Below are 19,478 nucleotides of genomic sequence, written 5' to 3'. Positions count from 1 at the left end.
GGTATGAGAGCAGTGCGGGCAGAACAGGTGGGAGGACCACGCGTGGGGTGCCGCGGCCGGGACGCCGTGAGCAGTACTCCCCCAGAGCCCTTCGGGCCTGGGAGGCACCCCCGGCGGGGCCCGATGAGCCGCGGGAGGCCGGCAGGTGTCTAGCGCAGCCGAGCAGGAGACAGTGCAGGAGGGGGTGCGGGGCGAACTTCCCGGCCCACTCCCGGCGGTCGGTGTCAACGGCCGCCACAGAGAGACAGGTGCCCGCAGGCCGGCCGTATGGCCGGGGGCGCCGACGCCGCTCGGGGCGCGTTTCCGGGTCGGACCCGACGGGGTCGCGGGCACGAACTTCGCGCTCTGGGCGGGCGGGGCGGAGGCGGTGGAGCTGTGCCTGTTCGGCGACGAGGGCGGTTCCGTCACCGAGACGCGGCTGCCGCTGACCGAGCTGACCCATGAGATCTGGCACGGCTTTGTGCCCGAGGTACGGCCGGGGCAGCGGTACGGCTTCCGGGTGCACGGCCGCTGGGACCCGTGGACGGGCGCGCGATGGAATCCGGCGAAGCTGCTGCTCGATCCGTACGCACGCGCGGTGGACGGCGAGTTCCGACTGCCCGCCGAGGTGTACGGGCATGTGCGCGACTGGCCGCAGCAGCATGTCGCGGACACGGTGCGGGACGACCGGGACTCGGCGCCGTATGTGCCCAAAGGCGTCGTCGTCCACGATGACGCCCCCGACGACGAATGGACGGACGACCGCAGGCCCAAGACGCCGTGGGCGGACTCGGTCATCTACGAGCTGCATGTGCGCGGGTTCACCAAGCTGCATCCGGGGGTTCCGGAGGAACTGCGGGGCACGTACGCGGGTCTCGCGCATCCGGCGGCGACAGAGCATCTGGTGCGGCTCGGGGTGACGGCGGTCGAGCTGCTGCCGGTCCACCAGTACGCGCACGAGGACCATCTGCTGCGGCGCGGCCTGCGCAACTACTGGGGCTACAACTCCATCGGCTACTTCGCGCCGCACGCCGCGTACTCGGCGAGCGGGACGAGCGGTCAGCAGGTCGGCGAGTTCAAGCGGATGGTGCAGGCGCTGCACGCCGCCGGGATCGAGGTCATCCTCGATGTGGTCTACAACCACACGGCGGAGGCGGGTGAGCTGGGCCCGACGCTGTCGCTGCGCGGTATCGACAACCGCGGCTACTACCGGCTTCAGTCGGACCCCCGGACGTACGCGGACTACACCGGGTGCGGCAACACCCTGCATGTGGTGCAGCCGCATGTGCTGCGGCTGATCACCGATTCGCTGCGCTACTGGGTGACCGAAATGGGGGTCGACGGCTTCCGCTTCGACCTGGCGGCGGCGCTGGCGCGCTCCATGCACGATGTCGACATGCTCTCCCCCTTCCTCGCGGTGATCGCGCAGGATCCGGTGCTGCGGCGGGTGAAGCTGATCGCCGAGCCGTGGGACGTGGGCAACGGCGGCTACCAGGTGGGGGCGTTCCCGCCGCTGTGGACGGAGTGGAACGACCGCTACCGCGATGCCGTACGGGACTTCTGGCGCGGCGCGCTGCCCGACGTGAGGGACCTCGGATACCGGCTGTCGGGCTCCAGCGATCTGTACGCCTGGGGCGGCCGGCGGCCGTACGCGTCCATCAACTTCGTGACCGCGCACGACGGGTTCACCCTGCGCGATCTGGTCAGTTACGAGCAGAAGCACAACGAGGCCAATGGCGAGGGCAACCGCGACGGCACGAACGACAACCGGTCATGGAACTGCGGCGCCGAGGGCGAGACGGACGATGCGCAGATCAACGCGCTACGGCGGCGGCAGCTGCGCAATCTGCTGACGACGCTGCTGGTGTCGACGGGGGTGCCGATGCTGGTCGCGGGCGACGAGATGGGCCGTACACAGGGCGGCAGCAACAACGCCTACTGCCAGGACAACGAGATCGGCTGGGTGGACTGGTCACTGCGCGAGCAGCCGGGCCCGCGCGGACTGCTGGAGCTGACGACCCGGCTGCTGGCGCTGCGCCACAGCCATCCGGTGCTGCGCCGCCGTGCCTTCTTCTCGGGCCGCGCGAGGGCGGCGGACGGGCTGCGGGATCTCGCCTGGTTCACGCCGCACGGCACGGAGATGACGGAACGGGACTGGTACGCCCCGGCGTCGACGCTGGCGCTCTATCTCTCCGGCCGCGACATCCCAGGACGTGACGCGCGCGGGGCGGAGGTGACGGACGACAGCTTCCTGACGGTGCTGCACTCGGCGGACCGGCCGACGAGCTTCCGGCTTCCCGGCCCGCCCTGGGCGCAGGCGTACGAGCTGGTGGTCGACACCTCGCGGGAGGACCAGGAGACGGCGCCGGGCACCGTGCATCCCGGTGGGGAGACGGTGACCGTGCCGGCGCGGTCGGTGCTGCTGCTTCGCGTCAGAACGTGACCAAAGGACGCAGGGAGCGAAGTCGTCCTCGACGGGGCTGGTTCCCGGTCTCGCCTCGGCGGGCACAGAGACTGCGCCGCTGCCGGGATACGCCCCGGTGGCGGCAAAAACCGGATGAGCGATGTCAGTGGTGAACCGTAGGCTCGCCGCTGATGTCCGATACACATGCAGCCACCAGGGACCGGTCCGCCGTGCGTTCGCTGCTGCGGCTGTGGCCGTACGTACGCCCGGTCCGAACGCGCCTGTTCAGCGCGGCATTTGTCGCCATAGTGGCCTCCTGCCTCGGCCTGGTCATCCCGCTCGTCCTGAAGTGGATGGTGGACGGCCCGGTCGCGGGCAGGGACCCCGGCGGGGTCTGGCTCGGTGCGCTGGTGCTGCTGATGCTGGGCGTCGCCGAGGCTGTGCTCTTCGGCCTCCGGCGGTGGCTGGTGGCCAGGCCGCTGGCGAGCGTGGAGGCGGCCATGCGGGCCGGTCTCTACCGGCATCTGCAGCGGCTGCCGGTGGCTTTCCACGACCGGTGGGCGTCGGGGCAGTTGCTCTCGCGCGGGACGACGGATCTGATGCTGGTGCGGATGTTCCTGGCCTTTCCGCTGACCTTCCTCGTGGTCAACGCGACGACCATCCTGGTCGGCTATGTGATTCTGCTGGGCCAGCAGTGGACGCTGGGGCTCGTACTCCTGGCACCCATCGTGCCGCTGGTGATTCTCTGCTCGGTCTTCGAGACGCGGTACGCGATCGTCGCCCGGAAGGCGCAGGACCAGGTCGGCGATCTGACGACCGTCGTCGAGGAGAGCGTGCTCGGCATCCGCATCATCAAGGGCTTCGGCCGCCACCGCAGCCAGGCCCGCGCCTTCCGCGGGCTCTCGGAGCGGCTGCGCGGTACGGAGCTGGGCAAAGCGCGGCTGCTGGCCGGGATCTGGGCACTGATCACGACCATCCCGGAGGTGGCGATCGGCGCGGCGCTGGTGCTGGGCACGATCCAGGTCGCCGACGGCGGTCTGTCGGCGGGCACGCTGGTGGCGTTCCTGTCGACAGCGCTCGCGCTGCGCTGGCCGGTGGAGTCGATCGGCTTTCTGCTGGCGATGAGCCAGGAGGCGGCGACGGCGACGGAGCGGTACTTCGAGGTGATGGACGCGGCGGAGGAGTCGTCCGGGGGGTCGGACGTGTCCGGGGCCGGCAGCGCCGACGGGCTCCGGTTCGAGGGCGTCGAGTTCCGCTACCCGGACGCGTCCGACGGCGCCGCGCCCGTGCTCGCCCGCATCGATCTGCGGGTACGTCCCGGCGAGACCATGGCCCTGGTCGGCGGGACCGGCTCCGGAAAGACCACGCTCACCGCGCTCGTACCGCGACTGCACGAGGTGACCGCGGGCCGGATCACACTGGACGGGGAGGACATCGCGGCGATGTCTCGCGAGCGGTTGCGCGAGCTGGTGTCCGTGGCTTTCGAGGAGCCGACGCTGTTCTCGGCGAGCGTCGGAGAGAACGTTCTGATGGGCGCGGAGGGCGCGGGCGACGAAGAGCTGGACCGGGCCCTGGACATCGCGCAGGCCGGTTTCGTGCAGTCGCTGCCCCACGGCACCGACACCCAGGTCGGCGAGCAGGGCCTCAGCCTCTCCGGCGGACAGCGGCAGCGCTTGGCCCTGGCCAGGGCGGTCGTCGGGCAGCCGCGCTTCCTGGTGCTCGACGACCCGCTGTCGGCGCTGGATGTGCATACGGAGGCGCTGGTCGAGGCCGCACTGCGCAGAGTGCTTGAGGACACGACGGCGCTGGTGGTGGCGCACCGCCCGTCGACGGTGATGCTGGCGGACCGGGTGGCGCTGCTGTCGGGCGGGCGGATCGCGGCGGTCGGCACTCATCAGGAACTGCTGCGTACGAATGGGGAGTACGCGTGGCTGATGTCCGGCGCCGATGCCCAGGAGAACGCCGAGGAGAGTGTCCGATGACGTCATCGACGACCACCGCGCCGTACGCCGACGGCGAGGACGACCGTACGGGCGACGGCGCGCCGCCCCTGGAGGAGCCGGCGCCGGTCAGGGCCGACCCGTTCGACCGGGATGCGCTGCCGGCGCCGCAGGGCGCGACCGGCGTCCTGTTGCGGTCGCTCCTCGCGCCGCGGCGCCGCTTCGTCGGCATCGCCGCGCTGCTCCTGCTGCTTCAGCAGGCCGCCGTCCAGGCCGGTCCACTCCTCGTCGCGTACGCCATCGACCGCGGCGTACCGGCCTTCCGCACACACGACTACGGACCGCTGATCGCGGTCGCCGTCGGGTACGCCCTGTGCGCGTTCGGCGCCGGTGTCCTGCAGTACTCCTTCATCCGCGCCTCCGCCCGCGTCAACCAGGACGTCCTCCTCGATCTGCGCGGCCGCATCTTCCGTCACGCACAGGCCCTGAGCGTCGACTTCCACGAGCGGTACACCTCGGGCCGGCTCATCTCTCGGTCGACCACCGATGTCGAGTCCCTCCGGGAGCTGCTCAGCGAAGGCCTGCAGGAGCTGATCATGGTTGTCCTCGCCTTTGTCTACATCTCGGCGATGCTGCTCTGGCTGGACCTCGGACTCGGCGGGCTCGCGGTGCTCTCGTTCGTCCCGCTCTATCTGCTCGTACGCCTCTACCAGCGCCGTGCCAAGGCCGTCTACAGCACCCGTTCCACGGCGATCGCCGCCGTCATCGTGAAGTTCGCGGAGACGATGAACGGCATCCGGCCGGTGCGCGCCTTCCGCCGCGAGCGCGCCAACGACACGGAGTTCCAGGCCCTCAACCACCACCATGAGCGCACCAACGGCGACGCCATGCTGGAGATGGCGCGCTATGTCCTCGGCTCCCGGCTCGTCGCCAACACCGCTGTCGCCGGCATCGTGCTGTGGGGCGCGTACCGGGTCGCGGACGGCACGCTGGCGCTCGGTGTGCTGGCCGCCGCCGTCCTCTATCTGCGGCGGCTGTACGACCCGATCGACCGGCTCGGGATGTTCCTCAACTCCTACCAGTCCGCAGCGGCTTCACTCGAGAAGATCGCGGGCCTGCTGGCCCAGATCCCGTCGGTCCCCGAGGCACAGGACCCGAAGGAACTGCCTGCCCGTCACTCGGGCCACCCGGGCCGCGAGGTCGTCTTCGACGGCGTCCGTTTCGCCTACCGCACCGGCGGCGAGGTGCTACCCCGCTTCGATCTGACAATCCCGGCCGGCCAGACCGTCGCCGTCGTCGGCTCGACCGGCGCGGGCAAGTCCACGCTCGCGAAGCTGCTGGCCCGCTTCTACGACCCCACGGAGGGCCGGGTCCTCCTCGACGGCGTCGAGCTGCGCGAGCTGGCGACGCCGGAACTGCGGCGCGGGGTGGTGATGGTGACCCAGGAGGCGTTCCTGTTCTCCGGGACGGTCGCGGAGAACATCGCGATCGGACGGCCGGACGCCTCCCGCGAGGAGATCGAGCAGGCGGCGAAGGCGATCGGCGCGCACGGCTTCATCAGCGGCCTGCCGGACGGCTACGACACGGACGTACGCAAACGGGGCGGCCGGATCTCCGCCGGCCAGCGACAACTGGTGGCCTTCGCCCGCGCGCTGCTCGCCGACCCGGCGGTGCTGATCCTTGACGAGGCGACGAGCTCGCTCGACATCCCGGGTGAACGGGCGGTGCAGCGCGCGATGGACACGGTGCTGCACGGGCGCACGGCGGTGGTGATCGCACACCGCCTGTCGACGGTGGAGATCGCGGACCGGGTGCTGGTGATGGAACACGGCCGCATCGTGGAGGACGGCGCGCCGGGCCGGCTGATCGCCGGGGAGGGCCGCTTCGCGGGCCTGCACCGGGCGTGGCGCGACAGCGTGGTGGGGTGAGTCCGCGGGGTGCGGGCCCTGTGTGCAGACCGTGGGCCGCTCCCCTGCGCCGCCGGCTTCGCGCGCCGCGCGGCGACCCACCTCCGGGAAGCGCGGGTACGTGGGGCACGCCGGCCCCGGACGGCCGGCGGCACAGGACCGGGCACCCCGCCCCCACAGGGGACGGCCGCCGCGGCACCCGCCTGCTCGAGCGGGCCGCGCCCGGGGCCGGTCCGTTCGCACGGACGCGATCTGTGGCGAGGATTCGATGGGCCGGTTCCGGCCGATTGGCGGGCCGCGCCCGAGCACGCCGCTCGCCGGGCTTCGCCGGCGTAACACCCGCCGTCCGTGGACGGCGCAGGCGATGGCGTCCCTCACGCGGCCGACCGTCCCGCCGAACGCGGTGAAGTACACCGAACGGGTACCGCGCGCTCGGCACGGCACCGGCCTGCCCCCCTTCGAGGCGATCCACACCCACCTCACGCTCTTCGCGTATGTCCAAGGGCCGGCTGTGACCGCGGAGTCGGAGACCCGGGCGGAGCAGCACACCGGAATGCCGGACGCCGAGTGGACGGCACGGAACGCGCCATGTTTCGGGGCGATCGCCGCGACCGGGAACCATGCCCTGCTCAACACGCCGTTCACACGGGACAGGTTCGAGCCGGACCCCGAAACGCTCTTCGAGTTCGGGCTGCGCCGAACACTCGACGGCATCGCAGTGATGATCAGCGAAACGTCCGCTTAACGAACATGACTGTTCACGCAGCGGACGATTTCCAGCCATCTTTTTGACGCGGTCCTGACAGGAGGCCTCAAGTGCTGCCACTCTTCCCCAGCATCCACGCACCACATGCTCCGCATGCTCTGCCCGGCCGGCCCCACCCAGCCGACCGGTACCCCCCTCGCAGAAGGAGTTCGCGTGAGACCCACGCCTCGCCGGCGCACCACCGCGACCGGAGCTCTTATAGCCACCGCCGCCCTCCTGGCGGTCGGATTCCAGACAGGTACGTCATCGGCCGAACCGGCGGCATCCGCCGCGCCGGCGGCAGCGACAGCGGGGAAGGCCGACCCCGGCGCCCTGCCGTTGACTCTCAGCCCCGCGCAGCGCGCCGAGCTGATCCGCAAGGCGAGCGCCACCACGGCGGCGACCGCCAAGGAACTGGGCCTCACCGCCCAGGAGAAGCTCGTCGTGCGGGACGTCACGCAGGACCGTGACGGCACCACGCACACCCGCTACGAGCGTACCTACGCCGGGCTCCCGGTCCTCGGCGGCGACCTCGTGGTCTCCGAGACCAAGGCGGGCGCCACCGAGTCGGTCAGCAAGGCCTCCCGGTCGGTCCTGAAGAACATCGACACCGGCGCCGACGTCGCTCCCGCCGCCGCCGAGAAGCAGGCGCTGGGCGCGGCCAGGGCGGAGGGCTCGGCGAAGGCCAAGGCCGACCGCGCACCGCGCAAGGTGGTCTGGCTGGCGTCGGGCACGCCGACTCTCGCGTACGAGACCGTCGTCGGTGGCCTCCAGCACGACGGCACTCCGAACGAGCTGCACGTCGTCACCGACGCCTCCACCGGCAAGAAGCTCTTCGAGTGGCAGGCCGTCGAGAACGGCACCGGCAACACGCAGTACAGCGGCTCGGTGACGGTCGGCAGCGTGCAGTCCGGCAGCACGTACAACCTCACCGACTCCGGGCGCGGCAACCACAAGACGTACAACCTGAACCACGGCTCCAGCGGCACCGGCACCCTGTACTCGGGTTCGGACGACGTCTGGGGCAACGGCCAGGCCTCCGAACCTGAGACCGCCGGCGCGGACGCCGCCTACGGCGCCGGGCTCACCTGGGACTACTACAAGAACGTGCACGGCCGCTCCGGCATCCGTGGTGACGGTGTCGGCGCGTACTCCCGTGTCCACTACGGCAACGCGTACGTCAACGCGTTCTGGCAGGACAGCTGCTTCTGCATGACGTACGGCGACGGCTCGGGCAACGCCAAGCCGCTCACGTCCATCGACGTGGCCGCGCACGAGATGACCCACGGCGTCACCGCCGCCACCGCGAAGCTCGTCTACAGCGGCGAGTCCGGCGGCCTCAACGAGGCGACGTCCGACATCTTCGCCGCGGCCGTCGAGTTCTACGCCAACAACGCCCAGGACAAGGGTGACTACCTGGTCGGCGAGAAGATCGACATCAACGGCGACGGCACCCCGCTGCGCTACATGGACAAGCCGAGCAAGGACGGTGCGTCCAAGGACGCCTGGTACTCGGGTATCGGCGGCGTCGACGTCCACTACTCCTCGGGTCCGGCGAACCACTGGTACTACCTGCTCTCCGAGGGCAGCGGTGCCAAGGTCATCAACGGGGTCAACTACGACTCCCCGACCTCCGACGGTCTGCCCGTGACCGGCATCGGCCGGGACAAGGCCTCGCTGATCTGGTTCAAGGCGCTCACCACGAAGTTCAACTCCACGACGAACTACGCGGCGGCCCGCACCGGCACCATCGCGGTCGCGACGGAGCTGTACGGAGCCACCAGCGCCGAGGTCAAGTCCGTGACCGACGCATGGGCCGGCATCAACGTCGGCGCCCGCCCCGGCGGCGACCCGGACCCGGGCGGCACGGTCTTCGAGAACACCGCTGACGTCGCGATCCCGGACAACGGCGCTGCTGTCACCTCGACGGTCAACGTCACGGGCCGTACGGGCAACGCCCCGGCCACCCTCAAGGTCGGCGTGGACATCATCCACACCTGGCGCGGCGACCTGGTCGTCGACCTGGTCGCCCCGGACGGAACGGTCTACAACCTGAAGCCGTTCAGCTCCTCCGACTCGGCGGACAACGTCCAGGCGACCTACACGGTCAACGCCTCCTCCGAGGTCGCCAACGGCGCCTGGAAGCTCCGCGTCCAGGACAAGGCCGCATGGGACACCGGCTACATCAACAGCTTCAAGCTCACTTTCTGAGTCCTGCCGCACGAGGCTGCCCGGGGGTGCACCATCGCCCCGGGCAGCTTCCGCGTGTTCGTGACCGCGGCTTCGGGGTGCGCAGCCGCTAGCCGGGATTGCCGGCATGGGTGAGGGTCTCCCAGGCGACGAACAGGTTGTTGGACCCGGCGGGCCGCTGCTGCTCGGTGAGGCGCTGGGTGTTGCTCATGTCGATGCCCATGCGGTTGTGCAGGGCGTTGAAGCCGACCTCGGTGACGGGGCCGAGCTTGTCCTTGAGACTGCCTCCGCAGAGGTTGCCGGGCACGGGCGTGCCGAGCTGGTACCTGCTGTGCAGGCCGAGCGCGTGCCGGAGCCGGGCGGCGACCTCCGGGTAGAGGTCCCGGCCCTGGATACGGCTGGTCTCGGCGATGTGCGAGACGGCGGAGAGTCCGTATCCGGTGTGGGTGAGGTCGCGGCAGGTCTCCTGGCTGAGCCCGTCCATGAACGTCGACTGGCCCTGCCAGTACTTGATGATCTTGTCGCGAGTGTCGAGACCGGAGCCGGGGGCGGTCTTCGGCAGCGAGCCGTCGGAGGCCAGATAGATGTACGCGGGGACGCGGCCGCGGAATGTGGCGACGGCCTTGTCGTAGGCGCCCCGGTCCTCCAGGAAGACCGCGATGCCGATCGCGGCCTCGGTCATGCTCAGCTCCCAGTTGCCGTTGGAGTGCGAGCCGTTGATGACCTCGGGGAGATAGACGGTGCGCAGCATGGTCCCGAAGCGGCCGGAGTTCGGCCAGCTGCCGTAGGTGTACTTGACGATCTCGGCGGCCCGCGGCCAGGAGGATCCGGCCCAGCCGGTCTGCAGCGGGGCGTTGCTGTTGGTGTGGTCCTTGATCACGGCGGACCAGGCGTCCATGATCTCGATCGACTTCCTGGCGTACCGGCTGTCCCCGCCGATGTACCAGGCCAGCGAGAGGGTGTACGCGGCGATGGCGTCCTCGCGCTCGTCCGTACAGCCTATGTTGGGGTTGGAGTACGAGCCGCACTCGACGACCGCGCGGGGCTTGGCGGTACGCGAAAGTGAGGCGTACTTGCTGCTGATCATCTGGTCGTAGGCGGATTTCCAGGGCTGGGCGCCGTCCCTGACCTTCGCCTTCACGAAGTCGAGCTGCGGACGGCTGACGAGCACGCCGGGATGGGTGAACTCCGTGGGGGCGGCTGCCTGTTGAGCGGTGTCCCTGACGGCCGAGGCCGGGGCTGTCAGCACCGCGGCCAGTACTGGGGCCAGGAGCGCCGCGAGGGCGAGCAGAAGCGTTCTTGGTCTGCGCAGGGCGCGTGATCCGGTACGCATGGGGGGTTGCCTTCCGGTGGGGATCGCTCTCCAATTGAGTTCACTCATATGAACGTTGAGCGTGGGAGTGAACGCCGTAATGGGTGAGGAAACTAAAGGCATCCCATGAGCACGTCAAGGCTTCGAGTTCAAGGCGTGAAGGAGAACGGTCGATCCGCCGGAATACTGGGGCGGTACACGTGGGCGAACCCGGCCGCGGGTGCGACCGGGTTCGCCGTGAAGCGGTGCGCGGACATCACCGTGGATCAGCCCACCGACCCCATTGATCAGCGCATCAGCGGATCACCGCATCAGAACGCCCGCGCCCTCCCCCGTCGCCTCCGTCGGCAGCGCGACCAGCCCCAGATCCGCGCTGGCGGCGAGCAGTCGGTGGTCCGGCAGGATCCGCACCGTATAACCGAAGGGACCCGTACGGTCGAGCGCGAGCGGACCCTCGTACACCCAGCGGCCGTCCAGGTCGGGGCCGCTCGTCGGCTTCAGCGGGGAGGTCTGGGCGCCGGCGATCGCGTCGTCCGAGTCGACCTGACCCGCCACCGCCTGCACCTCCACATCGTCCGGCTGCAGGTCGCCCAGGGCAACCCGCACCCGGAGCGCGAGGGTGGCGCCCAGCTCCGCCGTGCCCGCGGGCGAGGCCTGTTCGAGGGCCTCCACATGGTCGACGGCCACCCGCGGCCAGGCGATGCGCACCCGGGACTTCCAGGCCGCCAGCTCACGTGCGGTGTCCGCGTTCAGGGACCGGTGGGCCCGGGCGGCCGGGGCGTACAGCCGCTCCACGTACTCGCGCACCATGCGGCCGGCGAGCACCTTGGGGCCGAGCGTGGTCAGCGTCCGGCGGACCATCTCGATCCAGCGCTCGGGCAGTCCGCCGCCGTTGCGGTCGTAGAAGCGGGGCGCCACCCGCTCCTCGATCAGCTCGTACAGCGCGCCCGCCTCCAGCTCGTCGCGGCGGTCGTCGTCGGTGGCCGAGCCGTCCGCGGTGGGAATGGCCCAGCCGAAGTCCGGCTCGAACCACTCGTCCCACCAGCCGTCGAGCACGGACAGGTTGAGGCAGCCGTTCAGCGCGGCCTTCATCCCGCTCGTCCCGCAGGCCTCCAGCGGCCGCAGCGGATTGTTCAGCCACACATCACAGCCCGGGTAGAGCTTCTGCGCCATCGCCATGCCGTAGTCGGGCAGGAAGACGATGCGATGACGGACCCGCGGATCGTCGGCGAACCGCACCAGCTCCCGCACCAGCCGCTTGCCGCTGTCGTCCGCCGGATGCGCCTTGCCCGCGACGACGATCTGGATGGGCCTGGTGGGGTGGAGCAGCAGCTCCATCAGCCGGTCGCGGTCGCGCAGCATCAGGGTGAGCCGTTTGTACGAGGGAACCCGGCGGGCGAACCCGATGGTCAGCACATCCGGGTCGAGCACCCCGTCGATCCAGCCCAGTTCGGCCGCGCCGGCGCCGCGCTGGCGCCAGGAGGCGTGCAGCCGCTCCCGTACCTCCAGGACCAGCTGTTCCCGCAGGCCGCGGCGCAGCTCCCAGATGTCGGCGTCCGGGATGTCCGCGACGGCGTCCCAGCGCTCGGAGTCGCCCACGGACAGGGCGTCCTCGGTGCGGCCCGGGCCGATCTGGCGCGCACCGAGCCGGAACACCTCGGGCGCCACCCAGGTCGGCGCGTGCACCCCGTTGGTGACCGAGGTGATCGGCACCTCCTCGGCGTCGAAGCCGGGCCACAGGCCGGCGAACATGCCGCGGCTCACCGCACCGTGCAGGACCGAGACCCCGTTGGCGCGCTGGGCCAGCCGCAGCCCCATCACCGCCATGTTGAAGAGATTGGGCTCGCCGCCCGGATAGGTCTCCATACCGAGCTGGAGCACCTTCTCGACCGGGACTCCGGCCAGCTCCGCGCGGTCGCCGAAGTGGCGGGCGACGAGCTCGCGGTCGAAGCGGTCGATCCCGGCGGGCACGGGCGTGTGGGTGGTGAACACGGTCCCGGCCCGGACCGCCTCCAGCGCCGCGTCGAAGTCCAGGCCCGTGTCACCCAGTTCGCGGATGCGCTCCAGGCCGAGGAAGCCGGCGTGCCCCTCGTTGGTGTGGAACACCTCGGGCGCGGGGTGGCCGGCGAGCCGGCAGTACGCACGTACCGCACGTACCCCCCCGATCCCCAGCAGCATCTCCTGCAGCAGCCGGTGCTCGCTGCCGCCGCCGTACAGCCGGTCGGTGACATCGCGCTCGCCGGGATCGTTCTCCTCGACGTCCGAGTCGAGCATCAGCAGTGGTACTCGGCCGACCTGCGCGACCCAGACGTGCGCGCGCAGTGAGCGACCGCCGGGCAGCGCCAGGGACACCTGGACGGGGGTCCCTTCGGTCTCCCGCAGCAGGCTCACCGGGAGCTCGTTCGGATCGAGAAGCGGATAGTGCTCCTGCTGCCAGCCGTCGCGGGACAACGACTGGCGGAAGTAGCCGTGGCGGTAGAGCAGCCCGACGCCGATGAGCGGTACGCCGAGGTCGCTGGCGGCCTTGAGATGGTCGCCGGCGAGGATGCCGAGGCCGCCGGAGTACTGCGGGAGTGCGGCGGTGACCCCGAACTCCGGCGAGAAGTAGGCGACCGCTGCCGGGAAGTCCGGCGCCTCGGGATCGATGTCGCCGGAGGTGCCGCTGTGCGCCTGGTACCACCTGCGCCCGAGCAGATAGTCGTCCAGGTCGTCGGCGACGGCGGTCAGTCTGCGCAGAAAGCGCCGGTCTCCGGCCAGCTCGGCCAGTCGGGCGGCGGACACGGCCCCGAGCAGCCGCACGGGGTCGCCGCCCGCCGCCTGCCATCCTTCGGGATCGACGGCCTGGAAGAGGTCACGGGTCTCGGTATGCCAGGACCAGCGCAGATTGCGCGCCAGATCGCTGAGCGGACTGAGCGGTTCGGGGAGGACGGGGCGGACGGTGAATCGACGAATGGCCTTCACGGGTCCCACCTTCGCAGGGGAGGTACGCATCCGAGGGGACGCACGACGGTGTGCGCCTCTCCGTCACCCCAGACGGTAGTGGTAAGCACGCCTTCTCAACCACGGCGCGCGGGCGTCCGGCGGGCGCCCGCGGGGGTACTCGGCGCGGTGAACTCACCGAAACTCCGTACGGGGAACCCCGGTTGACGGTCGCCGGGCCAAAGGCCCTGTTCGCCGGACACCGGGCCGCTGTCTCGGCGAGTTCCCGCGCCGGTATCACCTGGTGGATGCCGGTGCAGCCGTCCCGTGCCCGCTCATGAGCCATATGGATGACGACCTCGGGACCGGCTGCCGGTTCACCCGCTGAAGCTCTGTCATGGCGGCCTGCTCCAGGCGGAAACCCGGTCCCGGACCCGCGAAGGTGCCGGGTCGTCTCCTACGCCCCCTAGTAGTGCCGCGCTCCCCCCGGGGGGACGACCCCCAGATCCCCCGCAGAACTCTATCCGGGCCGGCGAAGGTGTTGTGTCGTCATCTACGCCCTAGTAGTTAACGAACCACCGGATTGCCCACCCGAAGTGCGGGGGAAGGCTCCTCCGGTAACGCATGCGATCGCGCACCTCTCACAGCATTCTTTCCGCCCACCCGAGTGAACGCGGACAGGAGCGGCCATGCCCACAGCCCGCCAGTCGTCGCCTGAGCAGCTACAAAGAACAACCAAACCTCGTAAAAAGAAACAACCCGCTCAATCCGCCCTGCCCGCACAGCCCTCAGGTGATCCCATGATCGGTCGCATCCCCGTCCTGGACGTCCGCCCCCTCGTCGACTGTGGAAGGAGGCCGGCGAAAGCGGTGGCCGGTGAGACCTTCCAGGTCACCGCCACCGTCTTCCGCGAGGGCCATGACGCGGTCGCCGCCAATGTCCTCCTGCGCGATCCGAGCGGTCACCCCGGCCCCTGGACCCCCATGCGCGAGCTCGCGCCCGGCTCCGACCGGTGGGGAGCCGACGTCACGCCGGATGCCGAGGGCCGCTGGACGTACGCCGTCGAGGCCTGGAGCGACCCGGTCGCCACCTGGCGGCACCACGCCCAGATCAAGATCCCCGCAGGTATCGACACCACGCTCGTCCTGGCCGAAGGCGCCGATCTGTACGAACGTGCCGCCGCCGGAGTGCCCAAGAACGACGGGCGCGAGGCCGTGCTCGCCGCCGTCGACGCGCTGCGCGACGACACGCGGTCCGCCGCCGCGCGGCTCGCCGCCGCCCTCACCCCGGACGCCGCCGCCGCGCTCGGCCGCCACCCGCTGCGCGAACTGGTCACCTCCTCCCGCCCGTTGCCACTCCTGGTCGAGCGGCAGCGTGCGCTGTACGGCTCCTGGTACGAGCTCTTCCCGCGCTCCGAGGGCGCGGTCGTCAAGGAGGGCGAGCCGCCCGTCTCCGGCACCTTCCGCACCGCGGCCGAACGGCTGCCCGCCGTCGCCGCGATGGGCTTCGACGTCGTCTATCTGCCGCCCGTCCACCCCATCGGCACCACCTTCCGCAAGGGCCCCAACAACAGCCTCTCCCCCGGCGCCCACGATGTCGGAGTGCCCTGGGCCATCGGCTCGCCCGACGGCGGCCATGACGCGCTCCACCCCGATCTCGGCACCTTCGAGGACTTCGACCACTTCGTCGAAACGGCAGCCGCTCTGCGTATGGAGGTCGCCCTGGACTTCGCGCTCCAGTGCTCTCCCGACCATCCCTGGGTGAAAGAGCACCCCGAGTGGTTCCACCACCGGGCCGACGGTTCGATCGCGTACGCCGAGAACCCGCCCAAGAAGTACCAGGACATCTATCCCATCGCCTTCGACCAGGACATGCGCGGACTGGTCCGCGAGACGCTGCGGGTGCTGCGCTTCTGGATGGGCCACGGTGTACGGATCTTCCGCGTCGACAACCCGCACACCAAGCCGGTCATCTTCTGGGAGAAGGTGATCGCGGACATCAACCGCACCGATCCCGATGTGCTCTTCCTGGCCGAGGCGTTCACCCGTCCGGCGATGATGCACACCCTCGCCGAGATCGGCTTCCAGCAGTCGTACACGTACTTCACCTGGCGCAACACCAAGCAGGAGCTGACCGAATACCTCACCGAGCTCTCCGGCGGGGCCGCCTCCTGCATGCGGCCCAACTTCTTCGTGAACACGCCCGACATCCTGCACGCCTACCTCCAGCAGGGCGGTCGCCCGGCGTTCGAGGTACGCGCGGTGCTCGCCGCGACCATGGCGCCGTCCTGGGGGGTGTACGCCGGCTACGAGCTCTGCGAGAACTCCCCGGTACGGCCCGGCAGCGAGGAGTACCTTCACTCGGAGAAGTACCAACTACGGCCGCGGGACTGGGAGTCGGCGGAGCGCGAGGGTCGCACCATCGCCCCCCTGATCACCACCCTCAACCGGATCCGGCGCCGCCATCCCGCCCTCCAGCAGCTGCGTGACATCCATTTCCACCACACCGACAACGACGCGGTGATCGCGTACTCGAAACGGTCCGGCTCGAACACCGTCCTCGTGATCGCCAACCTCGACCCCCACCACACCCAGGAGGCCACAGTCTCGTTGGACATGCCGCGCCTCGGCCTCGACTGGCACGAGAGCACACCGGTGCGCGACGAGCTCACCGGCGAGACCTATCACTGGGGCAGGGCCAACTATGTGCGCCTCGAGCCGGGCAGAACGCCCGCGCACATCGTCGTTCTGCGACCGTCCCCGCCGATCGGAGGGTCACCCACATCATGATCGTCAATGAGCCCGTCCACGACACGTTCGAGGACACACCCGCCAAGGACCGCGACCCCGACTGGTTCAAACGGGCCGTCTTCTACGAAGTCCTCGTGCGGTCCTTCCAGGACAGCAACGGCGACGGCATCGGCGACCTGAAGGGCATCACCGCCAAACTGGACTATCTTCAGTGGCTGGGAGTCGACTGCCTCTGGCTGCCGCCGTTCTTCAAGTCGCCGCTGCGGGACGGTGGTTACGACGTCTCCGACTACACCGCCGTACTGCCGGACTTCGGCGACCTGGCGGACTTCGTGGAGTTCGTCGACGCGTCCCACCAGCGGGGCATGCGCGTCATCATCGACTTTGTCATGAACCACACCAGCGACCAGCACCCGTGGTTCCAGGAGTCCCGCAGCGCCCCGGAAGGACCGTACGGCGACTACTACGTCTGGGCCGACGACGACAAGCAGTTCCAGGACGCCAGGATCATCTTCGTCGACACCGAGACGTCCAACTGGACCTTCGACCCGGTGCGCAAGCAGTACTACTTCCACCGCTTCTTCTCCCACCAGCCCGATCTCAACTACGAGAACCCGGCGGTGCAGGAAGAGATCATCTCGGCGCTGCGCTTCTGGCTGGACCTGGGCATCGACGGCTTCCGGCTGGACGCAGTGCCGTACCTGTACCAGGAGGAGGGCACGAACTGCGAGAACCTCCCCGCCACCCACACCTTCCTCAAGCACGTACGCAAGGTGATCGACGCCCACTACCCGGACACCGTGCTGCTCGCCGAGGCCAACCAGTGGCCGGAGGACGTCGTCGACTACTTCGGCGAGTTCCCGGCCGGCGGCGACGAGTGTCATATGGCGTTCCACTTCCCGGTGATGCCCCGGATCTTCATGGCCGTACGGCGCGAATCGCGCTACCCGGTCTCCGAAATCCTCTCCAAGACCCCGGCCATCCCGAAGAACTGCCAGTGGGGAATCTTCCTGCGCAACCACGACGAGCTCACGCTCGAGATGGTCACGGACGAAGAGCGCGACTACATGTACGCGGAGTACGCCAAGGATCCGCGGATGCGCGCCAATATCGGCATCCGCCGGCGGCTGGCCCCACTGCTGGACAACGACCGCAATCAGATCGAGCTGTTCACGGCGCTGCTGCTGTCGCTGCCGGGCTCGCCGATCCTGTACTACGGCGACGAGATCGGGATGGGCGACAACATCTGGCTCGGCGACCGGGACGCGGTACGGACGCCGATGCAGTGGACACCGGACCGGAACGCGGGATTCTCCTCCAGCGACCCGGGCCGGCTCTATCTGCCGACCATCATGGATCCGGTCTACGGCTACCAGGTCACCAATGTGGAGGCGGCGATGGCCTCGCCGTCCTCGCTGCTGCACTGGACCCGGCGGATGATCGAGATCCGTAAGCAGAACCACGCCTTCGGGCTCGGTTCGTACACCGAGCTGCCCTCGTCGAACCCGGCCGTGCTCGCGTTCCTGCGCGAGGCCCCGTCAGTTGACGGACACGGCGACGATCTCGTGCTCTGCGTGAACAATTTCTCGCGTTTCGCGCAGCCCACCGAGCTCGATCTGCGGACGTTCAGCGGCCGGCATCCGGTGGAGCTCATCGGCGGAGTGCGGTTCCCGGCCATCGGTCAGTGGCCCTACCTGCTCACTCTCGCCGGTCACGGCTTCTACTGGTTCCGCCTGCGAAAGGATTCGGCGCCGACCTGAGTCACGTACGGGGAGAGGTATGTCCCGCGGGGCGGTTTCCCCCGCCCCGCACCGGGCACTCTCCCCCTTATCCCCGCGCGCCGCCGGACAGCCACTGCTGTAATCCGGGACACTCTGCGCATTCGTGGTGTACCCGGGGAAAGGACGCGATGCCATGTCGGAGGCTGCATCCACCCGGACTCCCGTCGCTCTCCTCCCGTCACTCGCCCCCTTACTGCACGAATGGCTCCCCCGGCAGCGCTGGTTCGCCGGCAAGGGCCGTCCAGTCACCGGCTTCTCGCTCGTCTCGGCGACCGAACTGCTGCCGGTGGAGGGTTCAGGTGCCGGACTGCTGCATCTGCTCGTACGTGTCCAGCAGCCGGGACCTCCCGCTCCGTCCACGAACGACTGCTACCAACTCCTGCTCGGCGTACGCAAAACGCTGCCGCCGTATCTCGCGCCCGCGCTGATCGGCCGTCCCGCGGAGGGTCCGCTGGCCGGGCTGACGGTCTACGAGGGCCTGCATGACCCGCGCCTCGCCGAGCTGATCCTGGAGCGGCTGCGCACGCCCGGCGTGCTCGGGGCACTCCGCTTCGACCGGTTCGACCGCGGCCCGGCCATCCCCGGCGGGCTCGCCGCACGGCCTCTGGACGCCGAGCAGTCCAACTCCTCGCTCGTGTACGGCGATGCGTACATCCTCAAGCTCTTCCGCCGGGTCCATCCGGGCCCCAACCCCGATCTCGAGCTGCCGCTCGCGCTCGCCCGTGCCGGATGCGGCCGGGTGCCCGCGCCCGTCGCCTGGTACGAGTCCACCGCGCCGGAGCCGTACACACTCGGGGTCCTGCAGCCGTTCCTGCGCGGCTCCGAGGACGGCTGGCTGCTCGCGCTGGACTCACTGGCGGGCGGGCGCTCCTTCACCGCGGAGGCCTGCGCGCTGGGCCGGGTCACCGCCGAGGTCCACGCGGCGCTGGCGAATGCCCTGCCGACCGTGATGCTGCGCCGACCGCAGGCCGAGCACCTGGCGGCAGCGATGTCGGAGCGGCTGGACGCGGCCGCGCAAGCCGTGCCCGCCCTGATGCCGTACGCGCCCCGGCTGCGCTCCGCCTTCGACGCGATCGCCTCGCTGGCCAGGCACGGCCGCGCCTGGCGGGCCCAGCGCGTCCATGGCGACCTCCATCTGGGACAGACCTTGCTCGGCGCCGGTTCCGGCGGTCTCTCCGGTCCCGCCGGTTCGTCCGGCGACGGCCACTGGTCGGTCATCGACTTCGAGGGTGAGCCCGCGCGCCCGCTCAACGAACGGCGCAGGCCGCAACCCCCGGTACGCGATGTGGCCGGCATGCTCCGCTCGTTCGACTACGCGGCCCGTACGCACCGCCCGTGGGACCCCGCCTGGGCGGAGCGCTGCCGTACGGCGTTCTGCGAGGGCTATGCCGAGATCTCCGGCGCCGATCCGCGCACCGAGCCCGAACTGCTGCGCGCGTACGAGACGGACAAGGCCGTGTACGAGGTCGTGTACGAGGCCCGGCACCGCCCCGACTGGCTGCCGGTGCCGATGGCGGCGATCGACCGCCTGGCCGCGCTCACCTGATCCCC

The 19,478-nt window shown here is 70.0% G+C and carries 10 protein-coding genes; 8 read left to right on the top strand and 2 right to left on the bottom strand.

All coding sequences use genetic code 11. The features are described from left to right. The first annotated feature begins 145 nt into the window (after positions 1-145). The 5 genes from glgX (at position 146) to OG966_RS28265 (ending at position 9,186) form a co-directional block, all read left to right on the top strand. Positions 146-2,422, top strand: a complete 2,277-nt coding sequence (gene glgX, locus OG966_RS28285) for a glycogen debranching protein GlgX (RefSeq protein ID WP_326652723.1) — start codon at positions 146-148, stop codon at positions 2,420-2,422. A gap of 152 nt (positions 2,423-2,574) precedes the next feature. After that, positions 2,575-4,365, top strand: a complete 1,791-nt coding sequence (locus OG966_RS28280; RefSeq protein ID WP_326652722.1) for an ABC transporter ATP-binding protein — start codon at positions 2,575-2,577, stop codon at positions 4,363-4,365. Continuing rightward, complete coding sequence (locus OG966_RS28275; RefSeq protein WP_326652721.1) at positions 4,362-6,251, top strand: ABC transporter ATP-binding protein; 1,890 nt, start codon at positions 4,362-4,364, stop codon at positions 6,249-6,251. Before OG966_RS28280 ends, OG966_RS28275 begins: the two co-directional genes overlap by 4 nt. Positions 6,252-6,498: 247 nt before the next feature. Next, positions 6,499-6,975, top strand: coding sequence for a TetR/AcrR family transcriptional regulator C-terminal domain-containing protein (locus OG966_RS28270; RefSeq protein WP_326652720.1), 477 nt, complete (start codon positions 6,499-6,501; stop codon positions 6,973-6,975). 174 nt (positions 6,976-7,149) lie between these two features. After that, the gene (locus OG966_RS28265; protein ID WP_326652719.1) at positions 7,150-9,186 is read left to right on the top strand and encodes a M4 family metallopeptidase; all 2,037 of its coding nucleotides are present in this window, start codon (positions 7,150-7,152) and stop codon (positions 9,184-9,186) included. A gap of 88 nt (positions 9,187-9,274) precedes the next feature. Here the strand turns inward: OG966_RS28265 and OG966_RS28260 are convergent, their stop codons facing one another. Both OG966_RS28260 and OG966_RS28255 read right to left on the bottom strand, forming a co-directional pair. After that, complete coding sequence (locus OG966_RS28260; RefSeq protein WP_326652718.1) at positions 9,275-10,498, bottom strand: alginate lyase family protein; 1,224 nt, start codon at positions 10,496-10,498, stop codon at positions 9,275-9,277. 282 nt (positions 10,499-10,780) lie between these two features. Further along, entirely contained in the window at positions 10,781-13,438 is a 2,658-nt protein-coding gene (locus OG966_RS28255; protein WP_326652717.1) for a glycosyltransferase family 1 protein, read from the bottom strand. A 758-nt stretch (positions 13,439-14,196) separates the two neighbouring features. On the opposite strand from OG966_RS28255, the gene OG966_RS28250 reads away from it, so the two are divergent. The 3 genes from OG966_RS28250 to OG966_RS28240 all read left to right on the top strand — a co-directional run bounded on the left by OG966_RS28250 (position 14,197) and on the right by OG966_RS28240 (position 19,473). Further along, on the top strand, positions 14,197-16,185 hold the full coding sequence (locus OG966_RS28250; RefSeq protein WP_326652716.1) for an alpha-1,4-glucan--maltose-1-phosphate maltosyltransferase: 1,989 nt from the start codon (positions 14,197-14,199) through the stop codon (positions 16,183-16,185). Further along, positions 16,182-17,906: a maltose alpha-D-glucosyltransferase gene (treS, locus tag OG966_RS28245; RefSeq protein ID WP_326652715.1), complete on the top strand. Its 1,725-nt coding sequence runs from the start codon at positions 16,182-16,184 to the stop codon at positions 17,904-17,906. The genes OG966_RS28250 and treS overlap by 4 nt, the downstream gene beginning before the upstream one ends. A 154-nt stretch (positions 17,907-18,060) precedes the next feature. Further along, the gene (locus OG966_RS28240) at positions 18,061-19,473 is read left to right on the top strand and encodes a maltokinase N-terminal cap-like domain-containing protein (RefSeq protein WP_326652713.1); all 1,413 of its coding nucleotides are present in this window, start codon (positions 18,061-18,063) and stop codon (positions 19,471-19,473) included. Positions 19,474-19,478 lie beyond the last annotated feature (5 nt).

The sequence above is a fragment of the Streptomyces sp. NBC_01750 genome, from assembly GCF_035918095.1.
Classification (GTDB): domain Bacteria; phylum Actinomycetota; class Actinomycetes; order Streptomycetales; family Streptomycetaceae; genus Streptomyces.
This window is presented reverse-complemented; position numbering and strand designations above follow the sequence as displayed.